This is a genomic window from Aquimarina celericrescens (assembly GCF_042682765.1).
In the GTDB taxonomy this organism is placed as follows: domain Bacteria; phylum Bacteroidota; class Bacteroidia; order Flavobacteriales; family Flavobacteriaceae; genus Aquimarina; species Aquimarina celericrescens.
The window spans coordinates 232,338-258,191 of record NZ_JBHUHY010000002.1; the positions used below are offsets into that span (position 1 = coordinate 232,338).

The window sequence follows — 25,854 nt, forward strand, 5'->3', positions numbered from 1 at the left end:
CTAGCAAAAGTATAAAAAATGTGTTAATGTTTGTACTTTGGAGAGCACATAAAATATTTGGTGACTGGTTTTGATAACGCCTCAAGATTATACTCATCTGTCGCTTTAACTATATCTAATATTTTTTTCGACTTATACAAAATATTTATATTTTGTTTGTTTTGATGGTACGCCTGATTAGAAATTGTTCCTCCAAAAACAAAATAACGAGCGTCTTCATTAGAAATTTTATACTTTTTGCTGATTTTATGAATTTGTTTTTTTTCTTTCTCTTTTTCAAAAGGTTTCTTTTTAATTTTTATTTTCAAAAGATCTCTATCAATAATCATTGATGAAAGTTTGCTCAGCACAAAATCTTCAACATTCATCCACTCTTTCATTGCAGATACAATATCATAATCATCTAGTCTAGAAAATGTATCCAAAACCTCTGGTGTAAAATTATCAGGAGTAATTATATTTTCTAAAAAAAAAGCTAATGCTCTACTTGCTGGCAATTCTGTTCCTTTCTCTACAAGTTCTTTAGCTCTTTGCAACACTCTAATTAAAAGATTCTCTGCAACTATACTCGTCTTATGCAAATATACCTGCCAATACATCAATCTTCTGGCCAATAAAAACTTTTCTACAGAATAAATTCCCTTCTCTTCAATCATTAATTCATCGTTTACCACGGTGAGCATAGTAATTAAACGTTCGCTATTTATATTACCTTCGGCAACACCTGTATAAAAACTATCTCTCTTCAAATAATCCAGCCGATCCATATCTAGTTGGCTAGAGATTAATTGATGTAGAAAATTACGATGATATTCTCCTTTAAAAATTTGTATGGCAAGCGTTAAACTACCGTTAAATTCTTCATTAATCTTTTCCATAAACATTAAGGAAATTGACTCATGATTTACCTCATTAACGATGCTATGTTCCATTGCGTGAGAAAAAGGTCCATGACCAATATCATGCAATAAAATAGCAGCATAAAGCGCCTCTTCTTCTTCTTCTGAAATGGTAACTCCTTTAAAGCCAAGGACTCTAACTGCTTTTTGCATAAGATACATACAACCCAAGGCATGATGAAAACGTGTGTGGTGTGCTCCAGGATAAACCAAATAGGAAAGACCCATTTGAGAAATACGACGTAACCTTTGAAAATATCTATGCTCTAACAGATCAAAAATTAGTTCATTGGGTATCGTAATAAAACCGTAAATTGGGTCGTTTAATATTTTAAGCTTATTTCTTTTTTTCAAGTTTACGTTACTTTTACAAAAGCAAATATACATATATGGTGTTCATAAAGGACATTTCAAAATAAAATTAAATCTTGTTTTAGTTTTTAAAAGAAAGGAAATAAATTTATATTATAATAGGATAAATAAAAATACAGAATTGATGAGTAAAATAAAGATATTGTGGGTGGATGATGAAATCGATTTACTTAAACCTCATATATTATTCTTAGAAAAGAAAAATTATGAAGTTACCAAATGCCAAAGTGGTACCGAAGCTCTGGACATTTTGGATAAAGACAACTTTGACATTATTTTTTTAGACGAAAATATGCCGGGTCTTTCGGGAATAGAAACTTTATCAGAAATTAAGGAAAAAGAAGATAGTATTCCGGTAGTCATGATTACCAAAAGTGAAGAAGAATATATTATGGAAGAGGCTATTGGAAGTAAAATTGCTGACTACTTAATCAAACCTGTAAATCCTAATCAAATACTACTAAGTCTAAAGAAAAACCTTGATAACTCACGCTTGGTTTCAGAAAAAACTACTTCTAATTATCAGCAAGTATTTAGAAAAATAGCCATGGACATGGCCATGGTGAACACTTTTGAAGAATGGTCAGAATTATATCAAAGGTTAATCTACTGGGAAATACAATTAGAAGGGATCGAAGATACGGGGATGTTTGAAATTTTAGAATCACAAAAAGTTGAAGCGAATTCGCAATTTTGCAAATTTATCGATAAAAATTATCCTGATTGGTTTGACGGTAAAGAGGATGCTCCTGTAATGTCACATACGTTATTTAAGGAAAAAGTAGTTCCCGAAATTAGTAAAGACCAACCAACCTTACTTGTTGTAATTGACAATCTGCGTTATGACCAGTGGAAAGCCTTCGAACCAACTATAAATAATTATTATAAAAAAGAACAAGAAATTTCATATTACAGCATATTACCAACGGCAACTCAATATGCAAGAAATGCCATTTTTTCTGGCTTGATGCCATCAGAGATGAAAAAAAGGCATCCAGATCTATGGCTTGATGATACAGATGAAGGTGGTAAAAATATGCATGAGAATGAGTTTCTGACTGCACAGCTGCAACGATTGGGCTTGGACATCAAACATGAATATTATAAGATCACTAATGAAAGGTCGGGCAAAACTCTGGCAGCCAACTTTAAAGGGTTAAAAGACAATGACCTTACCGTTGTAGTATATAATTTTGTGGACATGCTTTCGCATAGCAAAACCGAAATGGAGGTAATCAAAGAACTAGCATCTAATGATAAGTCATATCGCTCTTTGACACAAAGTTGGTTCAGGAATTCTCCTCTATTAGAAATGATACAACAAGCACAACAATTAGGGTTTAAATTATTGATCACTACAGACCATGGGACTATTAATGTAAAAAATCCTTCAAAAGTTATTGGCGACAAAAACACCAGCCTCAACTTAAGATACAAAACAGGAAAAAGTCTTACCTATGAACAAAAAGAAGTTTTGGAAGCCACTAACCCTCAAAACATATATTTACCTTCGATAAACATGAGTAGTTCTTTTATTTTTGCAAAAGGAGATTTTTTCTTTGCATACCCTAATAACTACAACCATTATGTGAGTTATTACAGAAACACCTATCAGCACGGGGGTGTATCACTTGAGGAAATGATTATACCCTTTGTAGTTTTAAATCCAAGATAATCTAAAGTTTTTTAAATTGTTTTTTGATTATAATTGTCGCTGATGAGTATAGAATACACTTTGACGAACCTCCCTGAAGTAGCTCAATATTTAATATCAAATGTCAAAAGTAAAATTTTACTCTTTGATGCTGAAATGGGAGTTGGAAAAACGACTCTGATTAAAGAAATTTGTAAACAATTGGGTGTTCGAGATGTTATTTCCAGCCCCACATTTTCTTTAGTAAATGAATATCTAGGAGATCAAGGAGTTATTTATCATTTCGATTTTTATAGAATTAAAGAGGAAGAAGAAGCATATCAAATTGGATTTGAAGAATACCTTGACTCGGGGGCATGGATATTCATAGAATGGCCAGAAAAAGTATCAAATCTATTGCCTGCAGATGCTAGTATTATCAAAATTGACTTGTCTGATAATCAAAAAAGGATTCTTACCTACAAACACTCGAAATGATAACCGATTTTAAATAATTCAATGCAATTTGTTTTCTTGCCTTTTTTATTCGTAATTTGAATTACAGAATTTTACACAAATGAGTAAACCACAATCTCCTTTTACAAAAGAGCAACTCCTGCCTCAGGAGGAAATGATAGAAGTAGCACGAAAAAAAGGAAAACTCTTCATTGGTATCCCAAAAGAAACAAGTTATCAAGAAAGAAGAGTATGCTTAACTCCTGATGCTGTCGCAGCACTCACAGCTCATGGACATAGAGTTTTGCTTGAGGCCAATGCAGGAATTGGAGCAAGGTTTACCGATCGCGATTATAGTGAAGCCGGTGCAGAGATTACCAATGACAAAAGTAAAGTTTTTGGATGCCCAATTATTCTTAAAGTAGAACCACCATCACTGGATGAATTAGAACATATAAACCCTCAAACTGTTTTAATATCAGCATTACAACTAAAAACACAATCCAAAGAATATTTTAAGGCCTTGGCCAAGAAAAGAATTACCGCATTAGGATTTGAATTTATTCGTGATTCAGACGGTGCTTATCCGGCAGTTCGGGCGTTAAGCGAGATCGCAGGAACGGCTGCTGTGCTTATCGCATCAGAATTGATGAGTAGCGCAACCACCTCTAAAGGATCAGGATTAATGATGGGCAACATAAGTGGTGTTCCTCCTGTAGAGGTCGTTATTATAGGTGCAGGAACTGTAGGAGAATTTGCTGCCCGATCAGCGATCGGACTAGGAGCCAATGTAAAAGTATTTGATAATTCAATTACTAAACTTAGATGTATCCAAACTAATGTAGGAAGACCTCTGTTTACCTCTACAATACAACCAAAAAATTTATTGAAAGCTCTAAGACGTTGTGATGTTGTTATTGGTGCTGTGAGAGGAAAAAATCGTGCGCCTGTTATAGTCACTGAAAACATGGTAGAACGAATGAAAAGTGGCGCTGTAGTTATAGATGTAAGTATCGATATGGGTGGCTGCTTTGAAACCAGTGAAGTTACTTCACATGATCACCCTACTTTTGAAAAGCATGGAGTAGTGCATTACTGTGTCCCTAATATCCCATCTCGTTATGCAAGAACATCTTCATTATCAATTAGTAACATATTTACACCATATTTATTGCAAATTGGAGATGAGGGAGGCATAGAGAATGCTGTGCGTTTTGATCGTGGTCTAAAAAATGGATTATATTTTTACCACGGAATTCTAACCAGTAAGCCTATTGCAGACTGGTTTGATCTATCGCATAGAGATATTAACTTGCTAATATTGTAAAACCAATTTCAAAGCAGCAAAGTCATTTATTGATTTCATTATAATAGCGATAATAGTATCAAATTCATTCAATTTTTATCGAGAATTTTCTCAAAGTATTTTACTAACGATTTTTTTTTGAAATTGCAAAACTCTGAAACTTTGAATCCCTAAAACTTAAAAAATACTTACTTTTGGCTTCACAATTTTTTGATGTATGAAATTAGCGCAGCGTTTGTTTTATTATTTGGGCGGATTTGCAATTGGACTCATTCTATTATTTTTCTTTTTGGGCGGAAAAAAAACTTCTTGTGATTATAGTCCAACCTCCAGGGTTCTTAAAAACATCAGATCAAAAGAAAGAGTATTCTCTGAACAAGCTTTGGCTACTATGGAATCCTATAAAGTTGACACCGCAGATGTATCCTCCTTACTTTTAAAAGGGACAGTTGATTTCTCGAAAAGTAATACTCAACTAGATTCTTGTAGAACTTATTTTGTTGAAGGAATCATAAAAGAAAAGACCATATCAATGTCGATCGAAAATTGTGATTCTATTGCCAAAATCAATAGCCTCGATGTGACTCACTAATTAATTAGTTTTTTACTCATTACCCAAAAATCAAACTTTTGTTTTCCAATTATAAAGGAATGATCTCCTACGATCTGGTATTTATTTCGATCGTAAAAAGTAATAGCTCTCTTATTTTGCTTCAATACAGATAACCAAAGGTGTTCATTGCCCTGATCTATGGCTTTATCGAAGATTATTTGTTGCAACACACTTCCAATCCCCTTTGAGGAAGTGCCTCTGCATAAATAAATCTTTTGCAGTTTACAAATCTTATCACTTTTAATAAATTTAGATGATGAATTAAGTTTCAATTTAGCATATCCAACAGATAGATTTCCTTTATAAACTATCCAATAAATATTGTGCGTCTTGCTAATGCTATTTGATATCTTTTCGTAAGAAAACGTTTCATTCAAATAACTCGTAAGATCAATTCGATCATGAAAAAGATGCCCAAAAGACTGGTCAAAGGTCTTTTTTCCTAAAAACGAAATACTTTCTGCATCATCTAGAGTTGCTACTTTAATAGTAATCATACTCATCTTTTTCTTGGTTCAATATCTCTAAAAGTTTCTAGAATCTTTTGGAATTTATCTTCATCCACGGACTTATGAACTATTCTTGAACCTAAAGGATATTTTTCTACACAATTACCAGTTAAACAGTTTTCTGGTCGCGTTGGTCTTTTCTCAAATCCGCCACCACAATTAGGACATACATTCTGCAAAATAACAGCTACACAATCTTTACAAAAGGTACATTCAAAAGAACAAATCATAGCTTCACTACTATGATTAGGCAAAGACTTGTTACAATTCTCACATGTGGGCCTTATTTCCAACATATACTTCGCTTTATCTATTATTTTCAACATACCTTAAAACAGCCTCAGGTACTTCGGTTTCTTCTGGTAAATCTTTATCCGAAATTGCTTCAAAAGCTATTTGTCTGATGGGCACTACTCCCGCCCAAATAGGTAACTTATGATCTTCAACTTCATCATTCACACCCTCTGCCCTAATCTTCGCTGATGCTGAATCTATGCTGATCTCTAAAACCAAAGTAGCATTAAACTCTTTATCGTTTGGTTGTCTCACGTTATCCCAATGGCCGGGAACCATGTGATTCAATATACAAGCTAATGCATCCATTTTTTCTTTTGGATTGTCAACTTTTTTTACGGTACCAAAAACATTTACAGATCGATAATTTGCAGAGTGATGAAAAGCCGATCTGGCAAGCACTAATCCGTCTAAAAGTGTTACTGATACACAGGCCTCACCAGCGCTCAATATGCTCAACATCATCCGGTTTTTTAAAGAGCCATGAATATAAATTTTATCATTTTTTCTGGCATAGGCTGTAGGAATAACAATGGCTTTCCCTTCAAAAATATATCCCACATGGCATAAAAAAGCATCATCCAAAATTGCATATAATGTGGCTACATCATAATTAGCTCTTTTGGGTCCTCTTTTTACTTTGTTTAACTCTGATTTTAGAAATTCTGTCATTGTACTATAAATTAGATATTTTATTGACTTACAGAGGCTGAAAAAGATCAAAAATGTCATTAATGAACAGTAAAGTACTCTGCATACATCAACTTAAAGTCAAAATGATTGCTTCAATTCTCAAGACAGCCGCTAATATTCCGATATAATTGTAACGTAATATTTACGAAACGGTATTTCTTTTATTTCTCTTCCAAAAATACTAGTTTTATGGATCGTTGTAGTGATCCAGTTTTTAAATATATTATAGTCCGGTTATGTTTCCTCTCAAAAATAATATTGTATTAGACCGCCAAGCAAATCGAAATTTATATCTTCAATTATCTGATCAAATCATAGGATTTATTAAATCCGGCAAATTATCCCCATCTGCAAAATTACCTGGCTCCCGAAGACTTTCAGAAGATTTAAATATTCATCGTAAAACAGTAGTTGCTGCCTATAACGAACTTATCGTTCAGGGTTGGATAGAAACGCTTCCATCTAAAGGAACATTTGTATCAAATTCATTACCCATTATTAATCCAAGTAGCTTTTCAAATACCGATAGTTTAAACAAGCTCAAGCTTAAGAGCAACTTTTTGTTTATCTCCAGGCCAAATCTATTTTGTGGTTCCTCAAGAACGCCTAAAAATACCGAACAACTAATAAAAGTGAATGATGGGTCACCAGATCATCGTCTAGCTCCTATTCAAGAAATTGCCAGAACTTATAGAAACATTACCAAAAAAAGATATAGCCAAAATTTACTTTCTTATGGCTCGACTTATGGTAATGAAGATTTAAGAAATGCTTTGGCAACCTATCTTAACCAAACCCGAGGGTTACATCTTGACATAGACAATATTTTAATTACCAGAGGCAGTCAAATGGGAATCTACCTCGCAAGTCAATTACTATTTACCAAAAAAACCAGGGTTATTACGGGAGTCACAAATTACCTGACCGCCGACAACACTTTTGAAGATGCAAATGCGGTAATAGAAAATGTCCCAGTTGATGCTAACGGAATAGATACAAATGCAATTGAAGTAATATGTAAAATTAAAAATGTAACTGCCGTATATGTTACCTCTCATCATCACCATCCTACCACTGTAACACTTTCTGCCAAGAGACGCATGCATTTACTGCAATTAGCGCAACAATATAAGTTCGCAATTATAGAAGATGATTATGACTATGATTTTCATTATAGTAATGCTCCTATCCTGCCGTTGGCAAGTAATGATTACAACGGAAATGTAATCTACATAGGTGGTTTTACCAAAATTATAGCTCCGGCAGTACGGGTAGGTTACATGGTTGGTCCAAAAGACTTCATAGATGAAGCAGCCAAATTAAGACGTATTATAGATCGACAAGGCGACACCTTACTTGAACAAACGTTGGCTAGCATGATCACTGCCGGAGATATACAACGGCATTGCAATAAAGTACTGAAGATTTACAGATCTCGCCGCAACTTATTTTGTTCTTTATTAAAAGAAAGACTTAGTGATTATTTTGATTTTGAAATCCCCGATGGTGGTATGGCTGTTTGGGTAAAACTGAACAAAAAATACCATTGGGATAATGTGGTTAATGAAGCCTATAATCATAATTTAGAGTTAAATCCAGAATGGCAACGATACGATCCTAATAATCTAGGGCATAATGGTATTCGAATGGGATTTGCATCTTTGGATGAAGAAGAAATTCACGAGGTTATTGATCGAATACAAAAGGTTTTCAAAAATCTGTGAAATCAAATCTTACTCTATGATCAAATTATATTTTGCTAACAATCCAGAAAGCCCGGATCTACTGAACTTTGCTTTATTGAGTTTATTATTCTCGGGATCAATTATAAAATTCTCAGCTGTTCTGAAATCTACTTTCTCTAAATTGGTTCCCTCAAAAATAGCATGGGACATGTTACAATTATTAAATATAGAACCCATGAGATTGGCCTCTGTAAAATCTACTTCCTTTAAATTACAAGCATTGAATACGGTGTTTTTAAGAATAAATTCAGAAAATGACGTATATTCTAAATTACATGTATAAAACTTAACAGAAAACATAAAATCATTGCAATTACTGAAATCTAGCCCTAACATCTTACATTCTGTAAATAACACTTCCTGATATGAAGTTTCTTTCATCATTACTGAACTAAAATTGCAAGTATCAAAGGTGCACTCTAAAAAGGTAACGGCAGACATATTGGTTTCTGTAAAATCACAATTTATAAAAATACAATTGTCGTATTCTCTGGCTGGTAGTCTTTTACCAGAGAAATCTTGATTTTCATAAGTTTGATTTATGGCAAGGTTACTCATGAGTGTAATTTTGAGCTAACTATTCAACTCGCCAAGGCGGGTTTTTTCTATTATCCCCGGCAAAATACAAAATGATTTGATTATCATCGGGATCTTTGAGTCTTGCTTCGCGCCAAAGCCAGGTTTGATCCTTTGGTAAATGATCAAACTGTATACCTTCAGCAATTAATCTATCTACCTCCTGATCTAATTTTTCTGTCTCAAAGTATATATAAACTCCGTCCCCTTTGGGTAAGGTTTCTACTTGATGTATCGAGAAAGTTGCATTTCCTTCTATACATTCAAAGCGTGCATAATGCGGTAATGCTTCTACAATTAGACGTAAACCTAATTTTTTATAAAAAGAAATAGAATTTTCTACATCTATTGAAGGTACAGTTACCTGATTTAAATTCATTTATAACTTTCTTCGTTTTCTCTCTTGAGATAGTAAATTTAACTCCCGGCTCGTTTGCCCCGCTACAGAAGTATTCTCCTCTGCTCTACGAATCAAATACGGCATTACATCTCTTACGGGTCCAAAGGGCACATATTTCGCAACATTATAGCCCTCTTTGGCCTGGTTAAAACTTATATGGTCGCTCATCCCATATAACTGACCAAACCAGACTCGCGGATCATTCCGCACTATACCAAGTTCTCTCATTAAATTCATCGCCAAATAACTACTTGCTTCGTTATGAGTCCCTATAAAAACTGAAATATCCTTTATATTCTGTAAAATATACTTCATAGTCGTATTAAAGTTTTCGTCTGTATGATTTTTGTCTTTACAAATTGGCGTAGGATATCCATTTTCTTTTGCACGCTCATTTTCTTTTTCCATATAAGCCCCACGTACAATTTTTACACCGATCTTAAAGTCATAAACCCTGGCCTCTTCATGCAATTTTTGCAAATATGCTAAACGATCATGCCTATATGTTTGCAATGTATTATACACAATAGCTTTTTCTCTATTGTATTTACGCATCATTTTAGAAACAAGTTCATCTGCTGCATCTTGCATCCAGCTTTCTTCTGCGTCAATTAATAAAGAAACATCACATTCATAAGCCTTTTTACATGCTTTATCAAAACGTTGTTCTATTCGCTTCCATTCTTCCTCTTCCTCTGCAGTTAAGGGGGTACCTTCGGTTTTCTTTTGCCATAGCAAAAAGCGTCCAAATCCTGTTGGCTTAAAAACTCCAAAAGGCATTGCTTCCTTTTGATCGGCAAACTCAAGAAGTTGTATCGTTTTTTCCAAAACCGCATCAAATTGAGCCTCTTCCTCTTTCCCTTCTACAGAATAATCTAATACAGAGCAAACCTTCTTATCATACATCTTATCTACAACGGGCAGGCAATCTTCCTCACTTACACCTCCACAAAAATGATCAAATACTGTGGCTCGTATCAATCCTTGTACCGGCAGATGTGCTTTTATCGCAAAGTTTGTAACCGCAGTACCAATTCTTACCAAAGGTTCGTTTGATATCATTTTAAACAAAAAATAGGCCCTTTCTAACTCAGAATCACTTTTTAAAGCGAATGCTGTCTTAGTATTATCGAATAAATTATTTTGCACCATCAACAATTAATTTTTAGGAATCTTCAGGTTTGAATGTACTTTTATGATAATGTGATCAATTTATATAAAAACTTCATAATAATTTTATCATATCTGCAAATATAAAACATGCGAGTTTATTTTGATCTAAATTCTGCTTAATTTCGTCCCACATAATTCAAGTAGTGTATGAAGCCTATAGTTTCAAAAGATTCGATAGTATATTTCGGCCAGGAATGCTATACGAGATTAAATTCTTATCTAGAAAAAGCAAATCATTCTCAAATCGGTATCCTGGTGGATAGCAATACTCATGAACTTTGTTTGCCCCTATTGATGAGCAAAATTGAAAAGGAATACGATATTGAAATCATAGAAATTGAAGCAGGCGAAATTTACAAGAATATTGAAACCTGTAGTGGCATCTGGAACGCACTATCAGAATTAGGTTTTGATCGAAAAAGTTTACTCATTAATCTTGGTGGTGGGGTCGTGACGGATCTTGGTGGGTTTGTTGCATGTACCTATAAAAGAGGAATTAACTATATTAATGTTCCGACTTCTTTATTAGCTATGGTAGATGCCTCTGTTGGCGGAAAAACCGGTGTAGATCTTGGCAATCTAAAAAATATGGTTGGAGTGATTAGTGAGTCTGAAATGGTTCTGGTGGATACAGAATATTTGGGAACCCTTCCGGTAAATCAAATGTGCAGCGGATTTGCTGAAATGCTTAAACACGGACTTATACAAGACAGACAATACTGGGAAAAATTAAGTGATTTATCGCAATTAGAATTAGACGACCTAGATCAAATGATTTATGATTCTGTAGTTATCAAAAATAATATTGTTTTGAAAGACCCTACAGAACAAAACATCAGAAAATATCTTAATTTCGGGCATACAATAGGTCATGCTATAGAGTCCTTTTACCTTACACATCCTGAGAAGCCTACATTTTTGCATGGTGAAGCCATCGCTATCGGAATGATTATGGAGGCTTTTATATCGTCAGAATTACTTTCTGTGACTCAAGAAGACCTTCAACATATAAGTGATGTAATCTTGGCTACTTTCCCAAAAATTGAAATCGCTTCTAAGGATTATGAGAAAATCATGGAACTTCTCATTCATGATAAAAAGAATGAAAAAGGAATTATATTGTTTGTTTTGCTAAATACAATAGGAGAAGCAAAATACAACTGTCAAGTGTCAGATGAACTAATCATAAAGGCTTTTGAATATTACAATTCCCTCTAATTCATAATTGTTATACTTTTATAAACCATTTACAAACTTCAAAAAAAAATATTGAAAAAGAAACTTTTTAAGCTCGTGAAAATCTTTTTAGTAAGCATTTTTACATTGACAATCTTAGCAATTGCTTTCGTATATTTTTCGTTGAACAAGAAACTTCCTGAAGGAAAAACTGGGCCAGAAGCAGATAGTTTTGCATTAAGAATTCAAGAAGCTGTCAAACACGATCTATATCTGGATACTGATTACATACAGTGGAGTTTTAGAAATAAACATCATTATTTATGGGATAGAAGACAAAATACAGTGAAGGTACAATGGGAGAAACATACCGCACATCTAGATCTTAATGCACCTCATCATAGTTTTTTAGCGAATAAAGATCATACTCAGAAGGAGGTAAAAGAGCTTATAAATACTGCACAAGGGTATTTTAACAACGATTCATTTTGGATTGTAGCTCCACATAAGTTGTTTGATAAAGGAGTTACACGAAGCCTGATTACTCTTGATGATGATAGCAAGAGTTTATTGGTTACCTATCGCTCTGGCGGAACTACTCCCGGAGACTCTTATTTATGGAAAGTTGACAAGAATTACTTACCCACCAGTTTTCAAATGTGGGTTTCAATTATTCCGATTGGAGGTATTGAAGCAACCTGGGAAGGCTGGACAATCACACAAAGTGGAGCCTATTTGTCGCAAAAACATAAATTACTTGGCTTTAATATTCCGATTTCTAACTTAAAAGCCTGGAATGAATAATCACAATTGCAAGAAAAAGTTTTGAAATAAGTGCTACCGGATTTAACCCTTTTTCGACATAGGGTTTTTACCCTTGTAAACGCAGAGCAATAAATGTTTTCTGGTTTAAGTGGACCGCAGATAGGATACTCCCTAACCATTATTTTTTATAGTTTTTTGATTCTTTAATTAAAAAATATGTGTAATTCACAAAACCAAGACTAAACCTATTTCACAAAACGCAATCAAATAACTACCTTTGCCATCTTGGTTAAAATTTTATGGTCGTATCAAAAGAAAATATTGAGGTTTTAGGAGCACGAGTGCATAACTTAAAAAATATTGATGTTACTATTCCTAGGGAAAAACTAGTTGTAATAACAGGATTATCGGGTTCTGGTAAATCATCTCTGGCCTTCGATACTATTTATGCAGAAGGACAGCGAAGGTATATTGAAACTTTTTCTGCCTACGCACGCCAGTTTTTGGGCGGATTAGAACGTCCTGATGTAGATAAAATTGATGGACTTTCACCAGTAATCGCAATAGAACAAAAAACTACCAGTAAAAGTCCACGCAGTACGGTTGGGACTATCACAGAAATTTATGATTTTCTGAGACTATTATATTCCAGGGGAAGCGATGCCTATAGTTACAATACCGGAGAAAAAATGGTAAGCTATAGCGACGAACAAATTAAAGATCTAATTCTAAAAGATTTTAATGGAAAAAGAATAAATATACTGGCTCCCATTGTACGTTCCAGAAAAGGTCACTATCGTGAACTTTTCGAACAAATCGCAAAACAAGGATTTGTAAAAGTTAGAACAGATGGTGAAATAAAGGACATCACTAAAGGGATGAAACTTGATCGATACAAGACTCATGATATTGAGATTGTAATTGACAGGCTTATGGTCACCAAAGATCAGGAAAATTCTAAACGTCTCATGGAAACCATTAATACAGCTATGTACCATGGAGACGACGTGCTCATGGTAATTGAGCAAGAATCCCAGGAGGTGCGTTTTTTTAGTCGTAATTTAATGTGTCCATCCAGCGGAATTTCCTATCCCAATCCAGAACCTAATAACTTTTCATTCAACTCTCCAAAAGGAGCTTGTCCCAAGTGTAATGGTATTGGAAACCTTTATGAAGTAAACCTTAAAAAAATCATTCCGGACACTTCAAAATCTATCAAAAACGGTGGTTTGGCACCTCAAGGTCCACAAAAAAATAACTGGGTTTTTAAGCAACTAGAACTTATTGCTAAGCGTTTTGATTTCAAGCTTAGCGATCCCATAAAAAAGATTCCTAAAGAAGCTATGCATGTTATACTTCATGGAGGGAATGAAAAATTTAGTATAAATAGCAAGACTTTAGGCGTCACCCGAGAGTATAAAATTGATTTTGAAGGAGTCGCTACGTTTATAGAAAATACCTATAACAATAACGATTCTACCTCTTTGCGAAGATGGGCGCGAGATTTTATGGACAATATTCAATGTCCAGAATGCCATGGATCACGATTACGCAAGGAATCCTTATATTTTAAGGTAAATGAAAAGAATATTGCAGAACTAGCCGGGATGGACATTATTGAACTTGCCGATTGGTTCAAGGCCCTTCCTGAGCAGTTGAGTGAAAAACAAAAACAGATCTCTGGTGAAATATTAAAAGAAATTAATGCAAGACTTCAGTTTTTGGTGGATGTCGGTCTTACCTATCTTTCTTTAAACCGCAGTAGTAAATCTCTTTCTGGTGGCGAAGCACAACGTATACGATTGGCAACACAAATAGGATCACAATTAGTTGGTGTACTTTATATCCTGGATGAACCAAGCATTGGCTTGCATCAAAGAGATAATGAAAAACTGATCAATTCTCTAATTCAACTTAGGGATATTGGTAATTCGGTTATTGTTGTAGAACATGATAAAGATATGATAGCGCGAGCTGATCATGTTATCGATATTGGTCCGTTTGCGGGTAAACATGGCGGAGAGATTATTAGCGAAGGCACACCATCAGAATTACAAGAACACGACACACTTACTGCCGATTATTTAAGTGGTAAAAAACAAATTGAAATTCCGTCGATACGTCGAAAAGGAAACGGAAAGAAAATATCACTAAAAGGAGCTACAGGGAATAACCTAAAAGATGTTTCTGTAGATTTACCACTAGGAAAAATGATAGCAGTTACCGGGGTTTCCGGAAGTGGCAAATCGACTTTAATTAATGAAACACTCTACCCCATTCTAAATGCCTACTATTTTAATGGGGTTAAAAAACCTATGCCATATAAGAGTGTAAAAGGACTTGAACATTCAGATAAAGTAATTGATATCAACCAATCTCCCATTGGTCGTACACCACGGTCTAATCCGGCTACGTATACTGGCGTGTTTTCTGAAATACGAAGTTTATTTGCCAAAACACCAGAGGCAATGATCAGGGGTTACAAACCCGGACGATTTAGCTTCAATGTAACCGGTGGTAGATGTGAAACCTGTAAAGGTGGTGGTTTGCGAGTAATTGAAATGAATTTCCTCCCAGATGTATATGTAGAATGCGAAACATGTCAGGGAAAACGATTTAATAGAGAAACTTTAGAGATTAGATACAAAGGGAAATCGATATCCGATGTTCTTGAAATGACAATGAATGAAGCCTGTGTTTTCTTTGAACATATCCCAAAAATTTCAAGAAAACTCAAAACTATTCAAAATGTAGGTTTAGGATATATAACCTTAGGACAACAATCAACTACATTATCCGGCGGCGAAGCGCAACGAATTAAATTAGCCACAGAATTATCAAAAAGAGATACAGGAAATACGTTTTATATTCTTGACGAACCCACAACCGGGCTTCATTTTGAAGATATACGGGTCTTAATGGAAGTCTTAAATAAATTGGTAGATAAAGGAAACACCGTTTTAATCATTGAACATAATTTAGATGTAATCAAAATGGCAGATTATATAATTGATATTGGTTATGAAGGAGGTAAAAATGGTGGGCAGGTCGTTGCAAAGGGTACTCCAGAAGAAATTATAAAAAATAAGAAAAGTTATACCGCGAGGTTTCTAAAAAGAGAACTCGGCGTTTTAAATTAAAGAATATCATACAAATGAGAGAACAACAACATCACAAGGGGTGGAATGAAATAAAAACCAATGATTCCTGGGCAATCTTCAAAATCATGGGAGAATTCGTAAATGGATTCGAAAAAATGAGCAAAATTGGCCCTTGCGTATCTATTTTTGGATCTGCACGAACTAAGACCGAAAATAAATATTATCAATTAGCTGTAGATATTGCCAAAAAAATAGTTGATAATGGATATGGAGTTATTACTGGCGGTGGTCCTGGGATCATGGAAGCAGGTAACAAAGGAGCACATTTAGGAGGAGGAACTTCGGTAGGGTTAAATATTGATTTACCTTTTGAGCAACATGACAACCCCTATATAGATAATGATAAAAGTCTAGATTTTGATTACTTCTTTGTTCGTAAAGTAATGTTCGTAAAATATTCTCAGGGATTTGTTGTAATGCCGGGTGGTTTTGGTACATTGGATGAACTCTTCGAAGCAATGACTCTAATACAAACAAAGAAGATAGCAAAATTCCCGATTATCCTGGTAAGTACAGACTTTTGGAGTGGTCTTATCGATTGGATAAAAAACACATTGTTGAGCAAGTTTGAAAATATAAGTCCTGGAGACCTAGATCTTATTCATGTAGTAGATACACCAGAAGAAGTACTACAAATCTTAGATAAGTTCTATGCTCAGTATAATTTGAGTCCAAATTTCTGAAACATTGAATCGCTAAAAGAGTTATTAATGTTAAAGGCCGCTTAAAAACATAACTTTTTCTTACAAAAATTGAAAACCACACTCATTTATCATATAATAATTTCACTTTTTACAGTGTTTGTCGCATCCGCGCAAAACAATATTAGAATAGATGCCAGCCTTGATGTTGAAAGGAAAATATTATCTTTAGAACAAGAGATTACTTATACAAACTCTTCTAATGACACATTAAATGAAGTGTTTTTTCATGATTGGGCCAATAGTTTTTCCAGTAAAACCACGCCTCTTGGCAAACGATTTTCTGAAGATTTTTTGAAACGATTTTATTTTGCAAAGGATTATGAACGCGGAAGCACCATCATTCAAAATGTTACCGACAAAACAGCAAAGTCACTAAAATGGGGACGCCACAAAGGTTTACCAGACATTATGTGGATAGAAAGTTCTAAACCACTTTACCCAGGAGAGAGCCAAACCTTTATTTTAAAATATAAAATAAAGGTTGCCAGTAGTAAATTTACAAGATATGGGTATCACCCTAATGGAAACTTTGATCTTAAATATTGGTATATTATTCCTGCTATTTACGATACTAAATGGAATATATACAGCCATAAAAATCTAGACGATCTTTATGCTCCAATATCTAATTACCAAATAAATATAACGGTACCCCATGGTTATCATGTTGTTAGTGAATTAAATAAGAAAACTATTCTTTCTGCTGAAGAAGAAAAAACAAAAACGATACAACTCAAGGGTAACAACAGAAATGAGGTAAATCTATACATAGAACGAACAGGCAGATTTTATAGTTTTCCAACAAATGGTGTCGAATTTATAAGTAATATAGAAGATAATGATTTAATGCCCGAGATGAAAATTGTGGCGACCGAAAGAATACTGAGCTTTTTACATAAAAAATTAGGGCAGTACCCGTTTGATAAAATTCTGGTCTCTGAAAGTGACTATAAAAACAATCCTGTATACGGTTTAAACCAACTTCCTGATATTTTAAGACCCTTTCCTGATGGCTTTCAATATGAAATAAAACAACTCAAAGCAATTACTGAAAAATATCTTGAAAACACACTAATTATTAACCCCAGAAACGATTCCTGGATAAGGGATGCTATTCATATTTATCTCATGATGTCTTACACTGAGCAATTTTATCCAGAGATGAAAATTATAGGAAAACTAAGCAAAGTAATAGGTATACGTTGGTTTCACGCGGCCGATCTGGACTTTAATGATCAGTATTTTCTCGCCTACAAAAATATGGCTCGATTATTTCTGGATCAACCATTATCTACGCCACGCGACAAGCTGGTAAAGTTTAACCAAAATATAGCAAATGCTTATAAAGCTGGTGTAGGCTTCAAATACCTTGAAGATTATCTTGGAGATGATAATATTGTAGACACCAGTATTAAAAAGTACTACACTCAAAATGTATTGCAATATACAAGCTCTGAAAAATATAAAGAAATCTTGACATCTATCTCTGATAAGGATGTAGAATGGTTTTTTGAGGATTTTGTAAAAACAAACGAAAAAATAGATTTTAAGATCAAATCTGTTAAAAAAAGAAAAGATTCGATAGAAGTAACTATAAAGAATAAAAGAAATAATTCAATGCCGGTTTCCCTTGTTGGCTTAAGAAAAAAGGATGTTGTTTCAAAAACTTGGGTTACTAATATTACAGGCACAAAGAAAGTCAAAATTGCAAATGAGGATATAACAAAACTTGTTTTAGACTACGACCAAAATATACCAGAAGTTAATAGACGTAATAACTACAGGAATCTAAAATGGATATTCAATAAACCCATTCAATTTAGAGTATTAGAAGATGTTGAAGATCCAAGGTACAACCAATTATTTGTGATTCCCGAGTTTGAGTTTAATGTTTATGATGGCTTTGTGATCGCAGGAAAGTTTTATAACAAATCAATCATTAGACGTGATTTTGAATACAATATATCGCCTGCATACGGACTCAAGTCTAATAAATTACTTGGGTCGGCGGCTTTTTTCTTAAGAGATCAAATAGCAGAACACGGACTCTATCAAATTAGATATGGTATAAATGCAAATATGTTTAGTTATGCCCCTGATTTATTGTTTAGAAGATTTTCTACTTCGGCTAGCTTTCTTTTTAGGCCAGAAAATCTTCGGTCAAACGTGAAACAAAGACTCACACTTAGAAATGTGAACGTTTTTAGAGAAAGAAATGAAGAAAACCCAGTAGCAACTCCTGATTATAATGTTTTTAACGCTCGCTACAGATATTCAGATTTCAATCTTATTAATTTTTTAGGCTATTCTGTAGATTATCAAATATCTAAAAACTTTAGTAAACTTTCTACGACCATAAATTACAGAAAATTGTTTCTTAACAATCGTCAATTAAATCTTCGATTATTTGCAGGTGCGTTTATTTTCAACGATACAGAAAAAGATGGGGATTTCTTTAGTTTTGCATTAGATAGACCTACGGATTATTTATTCGACTTTAATTATTTAGGACGTAGTGAGGACACTGGCTTAGTGAGTCAACAAATTATTATTGCAGAAGGAGGTTTTAAATCTCAATTAGAATTTCCGTTTGCTAATCAATGGATTACCACGCTTAATGCAAATACGAATATCTGGAATTGGATTTATGCGTATGGAGACGTGGGTATAGTAAAAAATAAAGGTGTTTCAGCAAAATATGTGTTTGATGCTGGTATTAGACTAAGTTTGGTTGCTGATTACTTCGAAGTCTTTTTTCCTGTAGTTTCTAATAAGGGGTGGGAAATAGCACAACCAAATTATGACCAGCAAATTAGATTTATTATAACGCTAAGTCCCGAAACTTTGATTGGTCTCTTCACCAGAGAATGGTATTAATAACCCCAAATTCTTTACCAGAAAACAAATGTGAAAATTTTGAATATTTGTTAACCAATCCTTAAATTAAGAGTTAAAAAAGACAAATTCTCAACAAAAGTCCATTTTAAGTAACATATATTCAATAAATTTAAGAGTTTACACCTTGCAATTGGTTTGTATTTTAGTTAAATTTGCAAACCTAAAATTGTCGTTCGTATGCAACCTGAAACAATAAGTTCATCTAACATATCCTTTGAAGAATATAGAAATCAAATACTTAGAGATTTCAAAATAGCATGTATCAGTAGAGAGTGTAGCCTTTTGGGTAGACGCGAGGTATTGACAGGTAAATCCAAATTTGGGATCTTCGGAGATGGAAAAGAATTACCGCAGCTAGCGATGGCGAGAGTTTTTAGAAACGGTGATTTCAGATCTGGGTACTATAGAGATCAAACCTTTATGATGGCAATTGAACAATATAACGTAGAACAGTTCTTTGCCGGATTATATGCGCATACAGATATTGATAAAGAACCTTTTGCGGCAGGAAGACAAATGGGAGGTCATTTTGCGACCCACAGTTTAAATGAAGATGGTAGCTGGAAAAATCTAACTCAACAGAAAAATTCAAGTTCAGATATTTCCCCAACTGCTGGTCAAATGCCAAGACTTCTTGGCCTTGCTCAAGCCTCTAAAGTATATCGTAACGAGAAGAGTGTCGCTGATTTTTCAAATTTCTCAGATAAAGGAAATGAGGTGGCTTGGGGTACTATAGGAAATGCGAGTACCAGTGAAGGTTTATTCTGGGAAACAGTAAACGCGGGTGGTGTATTACAAGTACCGATGGTTATTAGTATTTGGGATGACGAATATGGTATTTCTGTGCATGCAAAACACCAAACCACAAAAGAGGATATCTCTTTAATCCTAGAAGGTTTTAGGCGTGATGAAAAGCATGAGGGTTATGAAATCCTTAAAGTTAACGGTTGGGATTATCCTGCATTAATTGATGCGTACAAAACTGCAGATGAATTAGCACGAGAAAAACATATTCCTGTTATTATTCACGTAAAAGAGCTTACACAGCCTCAAGGACACTCTACTTCTGGTTCTCATGAACGATATAAAAGTGAAGAACGATTACAGTGGGAAAGAGAGCATGATTGTAATCGGAAATTCAAAGAATGGATTATTGACCATAATATTGCAACAGAAGAAGAACTTCTTGATATTGAAAAAACTTCCAAAAAAGAAGTGCGACAAGGAAAAAATAATGCTTGGAACGCTTATCTTTCTGAAATAAAATCAGAGCAACAGGAAGCATTAACTCTTCTAAAAGTAATAGAAAGCAAAAGTGCAAATAAGAATTTTATATCACCACTAGTTCATACACTCTCTTCCAAAGAAGATCCAGTACGTAAGGATATTCTTGAAGCAACAAGAAAAACTTTAAGATATATAACCAAAGAAAATTTTACTGAAAAATCTACACTTCAGAATTGGATAAATGAGTATTTTAAAAAGATACAACCAAAATATAGCGATCACCTATACAATGAATATGATTCTAAAGCTACCAACATCATAGAAGTAAAAGCAGAATATGATGAGAATTCTGAGCTTGTAGACGGTAGAATTATAATAAGAGATAATTTTGAAAATTTATTTAGCAAAATCCCTGAAACACTTATTTTTGGTGAAGATAGTGGCAAAATTGGTGATGTGAACCAAGGATTAGAAGGTCTTCAGGAAAAATTCGGAGAAATAAGAATTTCTGATACAGGTATTCGTGAAGCTACAATTATAGGACAAGGTATCGGTATGGCCATGCGCGGACTTAGGCCTATAGCAGAAATTCAATATCTTGATTATATATTATATTGTGTACAGGGATTGAGTGATGATCTGGCTACACTACGCTATCGTACATTTGCAAAACAAAAAGCACCTTTAATTGTAAGAACAAGAGGACATCGACTAGAAGGAATCTGGCACTCTGGCTCTCAAATGGGAGGACTTGTTCATTTGTTAAGAGGTATGTACATTTTAGTCCCCAGAAACATGACAAAAGCGGCGGGCTTTTATAATACTTTGTTAGATAGTGATGAACCAGCACTGGTTGTAGAATGTCTAAATGGATATCGCCTAAAAGAAAAAATGCCTTCTAATTTATCTGAAATAAGAACCCCTATAGGTGTGGTTGAAACCATTAAAGAAGGAACAGACATTACCCTTGTATCTTATGGTTCTACATTAAGAATGGTAGAGCAAGCAGCAAAAGAATTATTATCTGTTGGTATTAATGCCGAAGTTATAGACGTACAATCTTTGGTTCCTTTCGATCTAAATCATGATATCGTGAAAAGTGTCTCCAAAACCAATAGATTATTAATCATAGATGAGGATGTTCCAGGAGGAGCAACTGGATATATTTTACATAAATTGATCGACGAACAAAATGTATATCAATATTTAGACAGTAAGCCTCAAACATTAAGTGCACAGCCCCATAGGCCAGCATTTGGAACCGACGGAGATTATTTTAGCAAACCTTCTGTAGAAGATATTTTTGAGAAAACTTATGCTATACTAGCAGAAGCCGACCCAACAAACTATCCAGAATTAAGATAATTCCTTATTGAAAATCTTCAATTTTGATGCGTTTGCCGTCTTTATAAGATATCACAAATATTCTTTTGTCCAATAAACCCGATTGTATAAGAGTTTTTCTAAAGTCTTGCGCTTCAGATAATGTTTCAAAGATTCCCAGACTCAACTTATATAGAGAATCATCATTGTACACTAATGTATTTGTGAACTTCTCAGAAACCGAAAGAATTTTGCTATCGTTCAGCGCTTTTATCTGAACCGAATAGACCGTGTCTTTATTGATCAGGCTCCTGTACAGATATAAGTTCTCAATTTCTTCAATCTTAGCGTTTTCTGCTTTTAACAGGTCTAACTCTTTCTTTGCCGATTCCAATTCACTCTGAATCAAAGATATTTCTTCAGTATGATCAATTTCTGAAATCGTTTCGGACGAAGATTTACTAGAATAGAACGCATTAGCAACGAGAAAAACTGCTACTAATAAAAAGATCACAGAGAATGACCCATACAATCTATTCGTTTTTTTACTCTTTTTAAGCTTTTCGATCTCTAATTCGAGTATTTCTTCAAGCTTTTGTTGTTTAATCTCGGATTTTTCTATCTGACTATGTAATGACAAAAGATCCTCATCTTTAATAACCTTCATGTTGGGGTAGTTTGTGGGGTTATAGTTATTTTAAAGATAAATTCACCACGCTTAAAGGAGTTTTTGCTGGGTTATTCTATAAACAATTCCATTATTGATCTCCAGAATTAAGATTGGATTGTCCTTAATTATTCTCTGAAAAGCTTTTAACGGAAAACCACTAGAGATTTGATTTATACTTTCAATTCTCACTCTCGCTTTATCGTCAAGTTCTAAAATTCTTGATGAAGAATTCTGGTTATGAATATAATAATTATTATACAAAAAATACAATGTATCACCGTTTTTATCTATATCATATTCGGCTTCCCCATATTCTTTGGCCTTTTTTACTGCTTTTCTACCCTCATAATATTCTATAAAATCAGCTTCAACAAAAATTGCATCATTACTTTTAAAAGCTTTCTTTACATAGCAATATTGTCTTTCAAACTTTAATTTTGCTTTGCCATCCAGTGTATCAGTGGCTAATTCTTTTGCCATTTCTAATGAATCTTGTAGTATCGCTGAACCTTCTCTTTGTTCAGAAATATCTACTCTAAGTCTTGTCAATTCTTTTTGTAAAGAATCATTAATTACCTGTAATTTCTCAATTTCATTGGCATTCTCAGAAGAAAAAGATGCATCATTCTCAATTAAATAAAAACTTCCTGTAGCCATTAATACAATAAGTCCAACTATTAAAAAAAAATATAAATTACTTATCTTCTTACTTTTTTTTAGTTCTTTAGAGATCGACATAAGCCGATCTTCCATTTTTTGTTGCTTTATATCAGTTTTTTCAATCTGATAATGCATTGATAAGATTTCTTCTTCTTTTTTATCCATGTTATAAAACGATTAATCCCTTGCAGTCAAAACTATTAATGAAGAATATGCAAATTAAGGAATCCACTTAATATCTTTGAAGTTTGGTTTTCTCTTCTCAAGAAATGCATTTCTTCCCTCTTTTGCTTCTTCTGTCATATATGCTAATCGTGTTGCTTCTCCTGCAAATACTTGTTGTCCGACCATTCCATCATCGGTAAGGTTCATTGCAAATTTAAGCATCTTGATAGATGTGGGAGATTTTTCTAGAATTTCCTGAGCCCATTCATATGCAGTTTCTTCAAGATCATCATGAGCAATAACCGCATTGACCATTCCCATCTCATAGGCCTCTTGAGCAGAGTAATTTCTTCCTAAGAAGAAAATCTCTCGTGCTTTTTTTTGACCCACCATTTTTGCCAAATATGCAGACCCATATCCCCCATCAAAACTGGTCACATCTGCATCGGTTTGCTTAAAAATTGCATGTTCTTTGCTCGCTAACGTGAGATCACAAACCACATGAAGACTATGCCCACCTCCTACTGCCCATCCTGGCACTACTGCTATTACAACTTTAGGCATAAATCGAATAAGCCTTTGAACTTCTAAAATATTTAATCGATGCATTCCATCCTCGCCAACATATCCCTGATGCCCTCTGGCTTTTTGATCACCACCACTACAAAAACTATATACCCCATCCTTTGTAGAAGGTCCTTCAGCAGAAAGTAATACAACTCCGATTGAAGTATCTTCTTGTGCATCATAAAACGCATCATAAAGCTCACTTGTCGTTTGGGGGCGAAAAGCATTACGTACATTAGGTCTGTTAAATGCGATACGCGCAACTCCATTTGATTTTTTATAGGTAATATCTTGATATTCTTTTGCAGTTTTCCAGTCTATTGAACTCATTGTATTTTTTTTAATTCATCAAAAATAATACAATATAGCATATCCTGCCATATGATTTATAGGGTAAATGTCCCTAATATTTAGTTCTGAAAAAATTTTAGCATAGTTTTTGATAATTTTTATGTGAATTGATAATATATTTACGATCATGAAGAGCTTAGTAGTAATACTTATTGGTAGCATTAGTTTCTTGTCATACGGACAAGAAAATAATATAAAATCCATTACTATAGCATGGGAGCAACTAGGCGCTCCTTTATCCCTTGTTAATGACAACTCGAATATCAATACATATCAATTACTCGAAGTAGATTTAAGTGTTGATCTCAGGCAACAATATTTGAAAAAAAATGCCTCACCAATGATGTTACTGCCCGACAATAAATCTATACAATCTGAATACAATTTTTCATTTCCACAGCCAAAGAAAGGAAATGTAGGGTTTAGTGTTTCAGGAAATGGTTACAATGCTAATGTAAATAGCACAGGAGAAATTAAAAACACCGCTTATAAAGATGCTAGTTTATATAGTGGAGCTTTCTGCCCGATTACCGGGCTTGCTTATTAAAAACTTTCTTTGCACTTCCGTTTACTTGTGTATTCAGGTCTTTTAGCAATGGTTTTATGTTTTTCTCTTCTTCGTAAAGATGAGTAAGCAAACTTAGTTCCTGTTTCAGTGCATCAACTTTATCTACCAAAAGATGGATTTCATTTTTTAGATCTGTACCGCTTTCTTTTTTCTTTCTCTGAACCCTCGCTTTTACCTCTGTTTCGGCTTTCATTTCATCCATACCGTTCATGATAACCCCTATAAATAAATTGAGCACTATCATTGTTCCGATTAAAACAAAAGAAACAAAGAAAAAAGATGCTAAAACGGGTGAAGCATAAGAATTAGTGCATAAAGCTTCATTTCCCCCGTAGCCATAGTTATCACAACCATACATGTTAATATACATGATATCAGTCCAGTCTTCGAGAGTTATAACCCTAAAAAGTGATAAGATTGCCGTTTGTAAATTCTCAAAATGTATAGGATCATTAGGTCCAAATAAAAATACAGCCATAGCACCGTAAATATAAAACAGCAATCCAAGCAGAAGACTAATGTATGCCATTGAAGGAATACTCCTTAGAAGTGCTCCCACAATAAGTTGTAACTCAGGTAGTGCTGTTACCAATTTAAATACCCTAAGAATTCGTATGAGTCTTAACACGGGTAAAAATTCTGCATTATCTCCAAGAAATGGGCCTGCGAAGCAGGCAACTACAATGAAGAAATCAAATAAATTCCAGGTATCTTTAAAATAATTTTGCGGTTGGTTTCCTTCGGCTGTGATTTTAATAAAAACCTCTACAGTAAATATGATTAGAATGATCCAATCAATAACATCTATAATGGGAGTCCATTGATCAACTTTTTCTCCATAAGTTTGTATCCCAACCATGATTCCGGCAAGGATAATTACTGAAATAATAAAATTCTGAAACCACTTAGATTGAGCAATCTTTTTGCATAGTGCCACCATGTAAGAAAAA

Annotated in this window: 23 protein-coding genes; 12 read left to right on the plus strand and 11 right to left on the minus strand. The window is 34.1% G+C overall.

Annotated features, from left to right (window positions below):
- Positions 1-23 precede the first annotated feature (23 nt).
- Complete coding sequence (locus ACFSJT_RS01045) at positions 24-1,253, minus strand: HD domain-containing protein (RefSeq protein WP_378318325.1); 1,230 nt, start codon at positions 1,251-1,253, stop codon at positions 24-26.
- 142 nt (positions 1,254-1,395) lie between these two features.
- On the opposite strand from ACFSJT_RS01045, the gene porX reads away from it, so the two are divergent.
- The 4 genes from porX to ACFSJT_RS01065 all read left to right on the plus strand — a co-directional run bounded on the left by porX (position 1,396) and on the right by ACFSJT_RS01065 (position 5,258).
- Positions 1,396-2,946 (plus strand): T9SS response regulator signal transducer PorX, encoded by a 1,551-nt coding sequence (gene porX / locus ACFSJT_RS01050; protein WP_378318326.1) that lies wholly within the window; start codon positions 1,396-1,398, stop codon positions 2,944-2,946.
- Between the two features lie 42 nt (positions 2,947-2,988).
- On the plus strand, positions 2,989-3,402 hold the full coding sequence (tsaE, locus tag ACFSJT_RS01055; RefSeq protein ID WP_378318327.1) for a tRNA (adenosine(37)-N6)-threonylcarbamoyltransferase complex ATPase subunit type 1 TsaE: 414 nt from the start codon (positions 2,989-2,991) through the stop codon (positions 3,400-3,402).
- Between the two features lie 79 nt (positions 3,403-3,481).
- Complete coding sequence (locus ACFSJT_RS01060; protein ID WP_378318328.1) at positions 3,482-4,687, plus strand: alanine dehydrogenase; 1,206 nt, start codon at positions 3,482-3,484, stop codon at positions 4,685-4,687.
- 196 nt (positions 4,688-4,883) lie between these two features.
- Positions 4,884-5,258, plus strand: coding sequence for a hypothetical protein (locus tag ACFSJT_RS01065; protein WP_378318329.1), 375 nt, complete (start codon positions 4,884-4,886; stop codon positions 5,256-5,258).
- Here the strand turns inward: ACFSJT_RS01065 and ACFSJT_RS01070 are convergent.
- The 3 genes from ACFSJT_RS01070 to ACFSJT_RS01080 are packed head-to-tail and all read right to left on the minus strand — an operon-like array spanning position 5,255 to position 6,754.
- Positions 5,255-5,776 (minus strand): GNAT family N-acetyltransferase, encoded by a 522-nt coding sequence (locus ACFSJT_RS01070; protein ID WP_378318330.1) that lies wholly within the window; start codon positions 5,774-5,776, stop codon positions 5,255-5,257. The two genes, ACFSJT_RS01065 and ACFSJT_RS01070, sit on opposite strands and share 4 nt — an antisense overlap.
- Positions 5,777-5,778: 2 nt before the next feature.
- Positions 5,779-6,084 (minus strand): DUF1272 domain-containing protein, encoded by a 306-nt coding sequence (locus tag ACFSJT_RS01075; protein ID WP_378318331.1) that lies wholly within the window; start codon positions 6,082-6,084, stop codon positions 5,779-5,781.
- 10 nt (positions 6,085-6,094) lie between these two features.
- The gene (locus tag ACFSJT_RS01080) at positions 6,095-6,754 is read right to left on the minus strand and encodes a pyridoxamine 5'-phosphate oxidase family protein (protein ID WP_378318332.1); all 660 of its coding nucleotides are present in this window, start codon (positions 6,752-6,754) and stop codon (positions 6,095-6,097) included.
- A gap of 257 nt (positions 6,755-7,011) precedes the next feature.
- Between ACFSJT_RS01080 and pdxR the strand changes: the two genes are divergently transcribed.
- Positions 7,012-8,499: a MocR-like pyridoxine biosynthesis transcription factor PdxR gene (gene pdxR, locus ACFSJT_RS01085; RefSeq protein ID WP_378318333.1), complete on the plus strand. Its 1,488-nt coding sequence runs from the start codon at positions 7,012-7,014 to the stop codon at positions 8,497-8,499.
- A 9-nt stretch (positions 8,500-8,508) separates the two neighbouring features.
- Here the strand turns inward: pdxR and ACFSJT_RS01090 are convergent, their stop codons facing one another.
- From ACFSJT_RS01090 to ACFSJT_RS01100, 3 genes are read right to left on the minus strand one after another with little or no spacing between them, the layout of a single operon-like run.
- Positions 8,509-9,078, minus strand: coding sequence for a pentapeptide repeat-containing protein (locus ACFSJT_RS01090; RefSeq protein ID WP_378318334.1), 570 nt, complete (start codon positions 9,076-9,078; stop codon positions 8,509-8,511).
- A 19-nt stretch (positions 9,079-9,097) separates the two neighbouring features.
- Positions 9,098-9,475 carry a VOC family protein gene (locus ACFSJT_RS01095; RefSeq protein ID WP_378318335.1) on the minus strand — a complete coding sequence of 126 codons (378 nt, stop codon included), beginning with the start codon at positions 9,473-9,475 and terminating at the stop codon, positions 9,098-9,100.
- Positions 9,476-10,648 carry a proline dehydrogenase family protein gene (locus tag ACFSJT_RS01100; protein ID WP_378318336.1) on the minus strand — a complete coding sequence of 391 codons (1,173 nt, stop codon included), beginning with the start codon at positions 10,646-10,648 and terminating at the stop codon, positions 9,476-9,478.
- A 168-nt stretch (positions 10,649-10,816) separates the two neighbouring features.
- Between ACFSJT_RS01100 and aroB the strand changes: the two genes are divergently transcribed.
- The 6 genes from aroB to ACFSJT_RS01130 all read left to right on the plus strand — a co-directional run bounded on the left by aroB (position 10,817) and on the right by ACFSJT_RS01130 (position 21,965).
- Positions 10,817-11,887, plus strand: a complete 1,071-nt coding sequence (aroB, locus tag ACFSJT_RS01105) for a 3-dehydroquinate synthase (protein WP_378318337.1) — start codon at positions 10,817-10,819, stop codon at positions 11,885-11,887.
- A 105-nt stretch (positions 11,888-11,992) separates the two neighbouring features.
- The gene (locus ACFSJT_RS01110; protein WP_378318338.1) at positions 11,993-12,649 is read left to right on the plus strand and encodes a hypothetical protein; all 657 of its coding nucleotides are present in this window, start codon (positions 11,993-11,995) and stop codon (positions 12,647-12,649) included.
- Between the two features lie 260 nt (positions 12,650-12,909).
- Positions 12,910-15,750, plus strand: coding sequence for an excinuclease ABC subunit UvrA (gene uvrA / locus ACFSJT_RS01115; protein ID WP_378318339.1), 2,841 nt, complete (start codon positions 12,910-12,912; stop codon positions 15,748-15,750).
- 14 nt (positions 15,751-15,764) lie between these two features.
- Positions 15,765-16,454 (plus strand): LOG family protein, encoded by a 690-nt coding sequence (locus tag ACFSJT_RS01120; RefSeq protein WP_378318340.1) that lies wholly within the window; start codon positions 15,765-15,767, stop codon positions 16,452-16,454.
- 69 nt (positions 16,455-16,523) lie between these two features.
- Positions 16,524-19,352, plus strand: a complete 2,829-nt coding sequence (locus tag ACFSJT_RS01125) for a gluzincin family metallopeptidase (protein WP_378318341.1) — start codon at positions 16,524-16,526, stop codon at positions 19,350-19,352.
- Positions 19,353-19,550: 198 nt separating this feature from the next.
- Positions 19,551-21,965 carry an alpha-ketoacid dehydrogenase subunit alpha/beta gene (locus ACFSJT_RS01130; protein ID WP_378318342.1) on the plus strand — a complete coding sequence of 805 codons (2,415 nt, stop codon included), beginning with the start codon at positions 19,551-19,553 and terminating at the stop codon, positions 21,963-21,965.
- Positions 21,966-21,969: 4 nt separating this feature from the next.
- On the opposite strand, the gene ACFSJT_RS01135 is transcribed toward ACFSJT_RS01130, so the two are convergent.
- From ACFSJT_RS01135 to ACFSJT_RS01145, 3 genes are read right to left on the minus strand one after another with little or no spacing between them, the layout of a single operon-like run.
- Positions 21,970-22,590: a hypothetical protein gene (locus tag ACFSJT_RS01135; protein WP_378318343.1), complete on the minus strand. Its 621-nt coding sequence runs from the start codon at positions 22,588-22,590 to the stop codon at positions 21,970-21,972.
- A 51-nt stretch (positions 22,591-22,641) separates the two neighbouring features.
- Positions 22,642-23,418 carry a hypothetical protein gene (locus ACFSJT_RS01140; RefSeq protein WP_378318344.1) on the minus strand — a complete coding sequence of 259 codons (777 nt, stop codon included), beginning with the start codon at positions 23,416-23,418 and terminating at the stop codon, positions 22,642-22,644.
- A 54-nt stretch (positions 23,419-23,472) separates the two neighbouring features.
- On the minus strand, positions 23,473-24,315 hold the full coding sequence (locus tag ACFSJT_RS01145) for a 1,4-dihydroxy-2-naphthoyl-CoA synthase (RefSeq protein ID WP_378318345.1): 843 nt from the start codon (positions 24,313-24,315) through the stop codon (positions 23,473-23,475).
- A gap of 148 nt (positions 24,316-24,463) precedes the next feature.
- On the opposite strand from ACFSJT_RS01145, the gene ACFSJT_RS01150 reads away from it, so the two are divergent.
- On the plus strand, positions 24,464-24,883 hold the full coding sequence (locus ACFSJT_RS01150) for a hypothetical protein (protein ID WP_378318346.1): 420 nt from the start codon (positions 24,464-24,466) through the stop codon (positions 24,881-24,883).
- On the opposite strand, the gene ACFSJT_RS01155 is transcribed toward ACFSJT_RS01150, so the two are convergent.
- On the minus strand, positions 24,864-25,844 hold the full coding sequence (locus tag ACFSJT_RS01155; protein ID WP_378318347.1) for an ion transporter: 981 nt from the start codon (positions 25,842-25,844) through the stop codon (positions 24,864-24,866). The genes ACFSJT_RS01150 and ACFSJT_RS01155 overlap by 20 nt on opposite strands.
- Positions 25,845-25,854 lie beyond the last annotated feature (10 nt).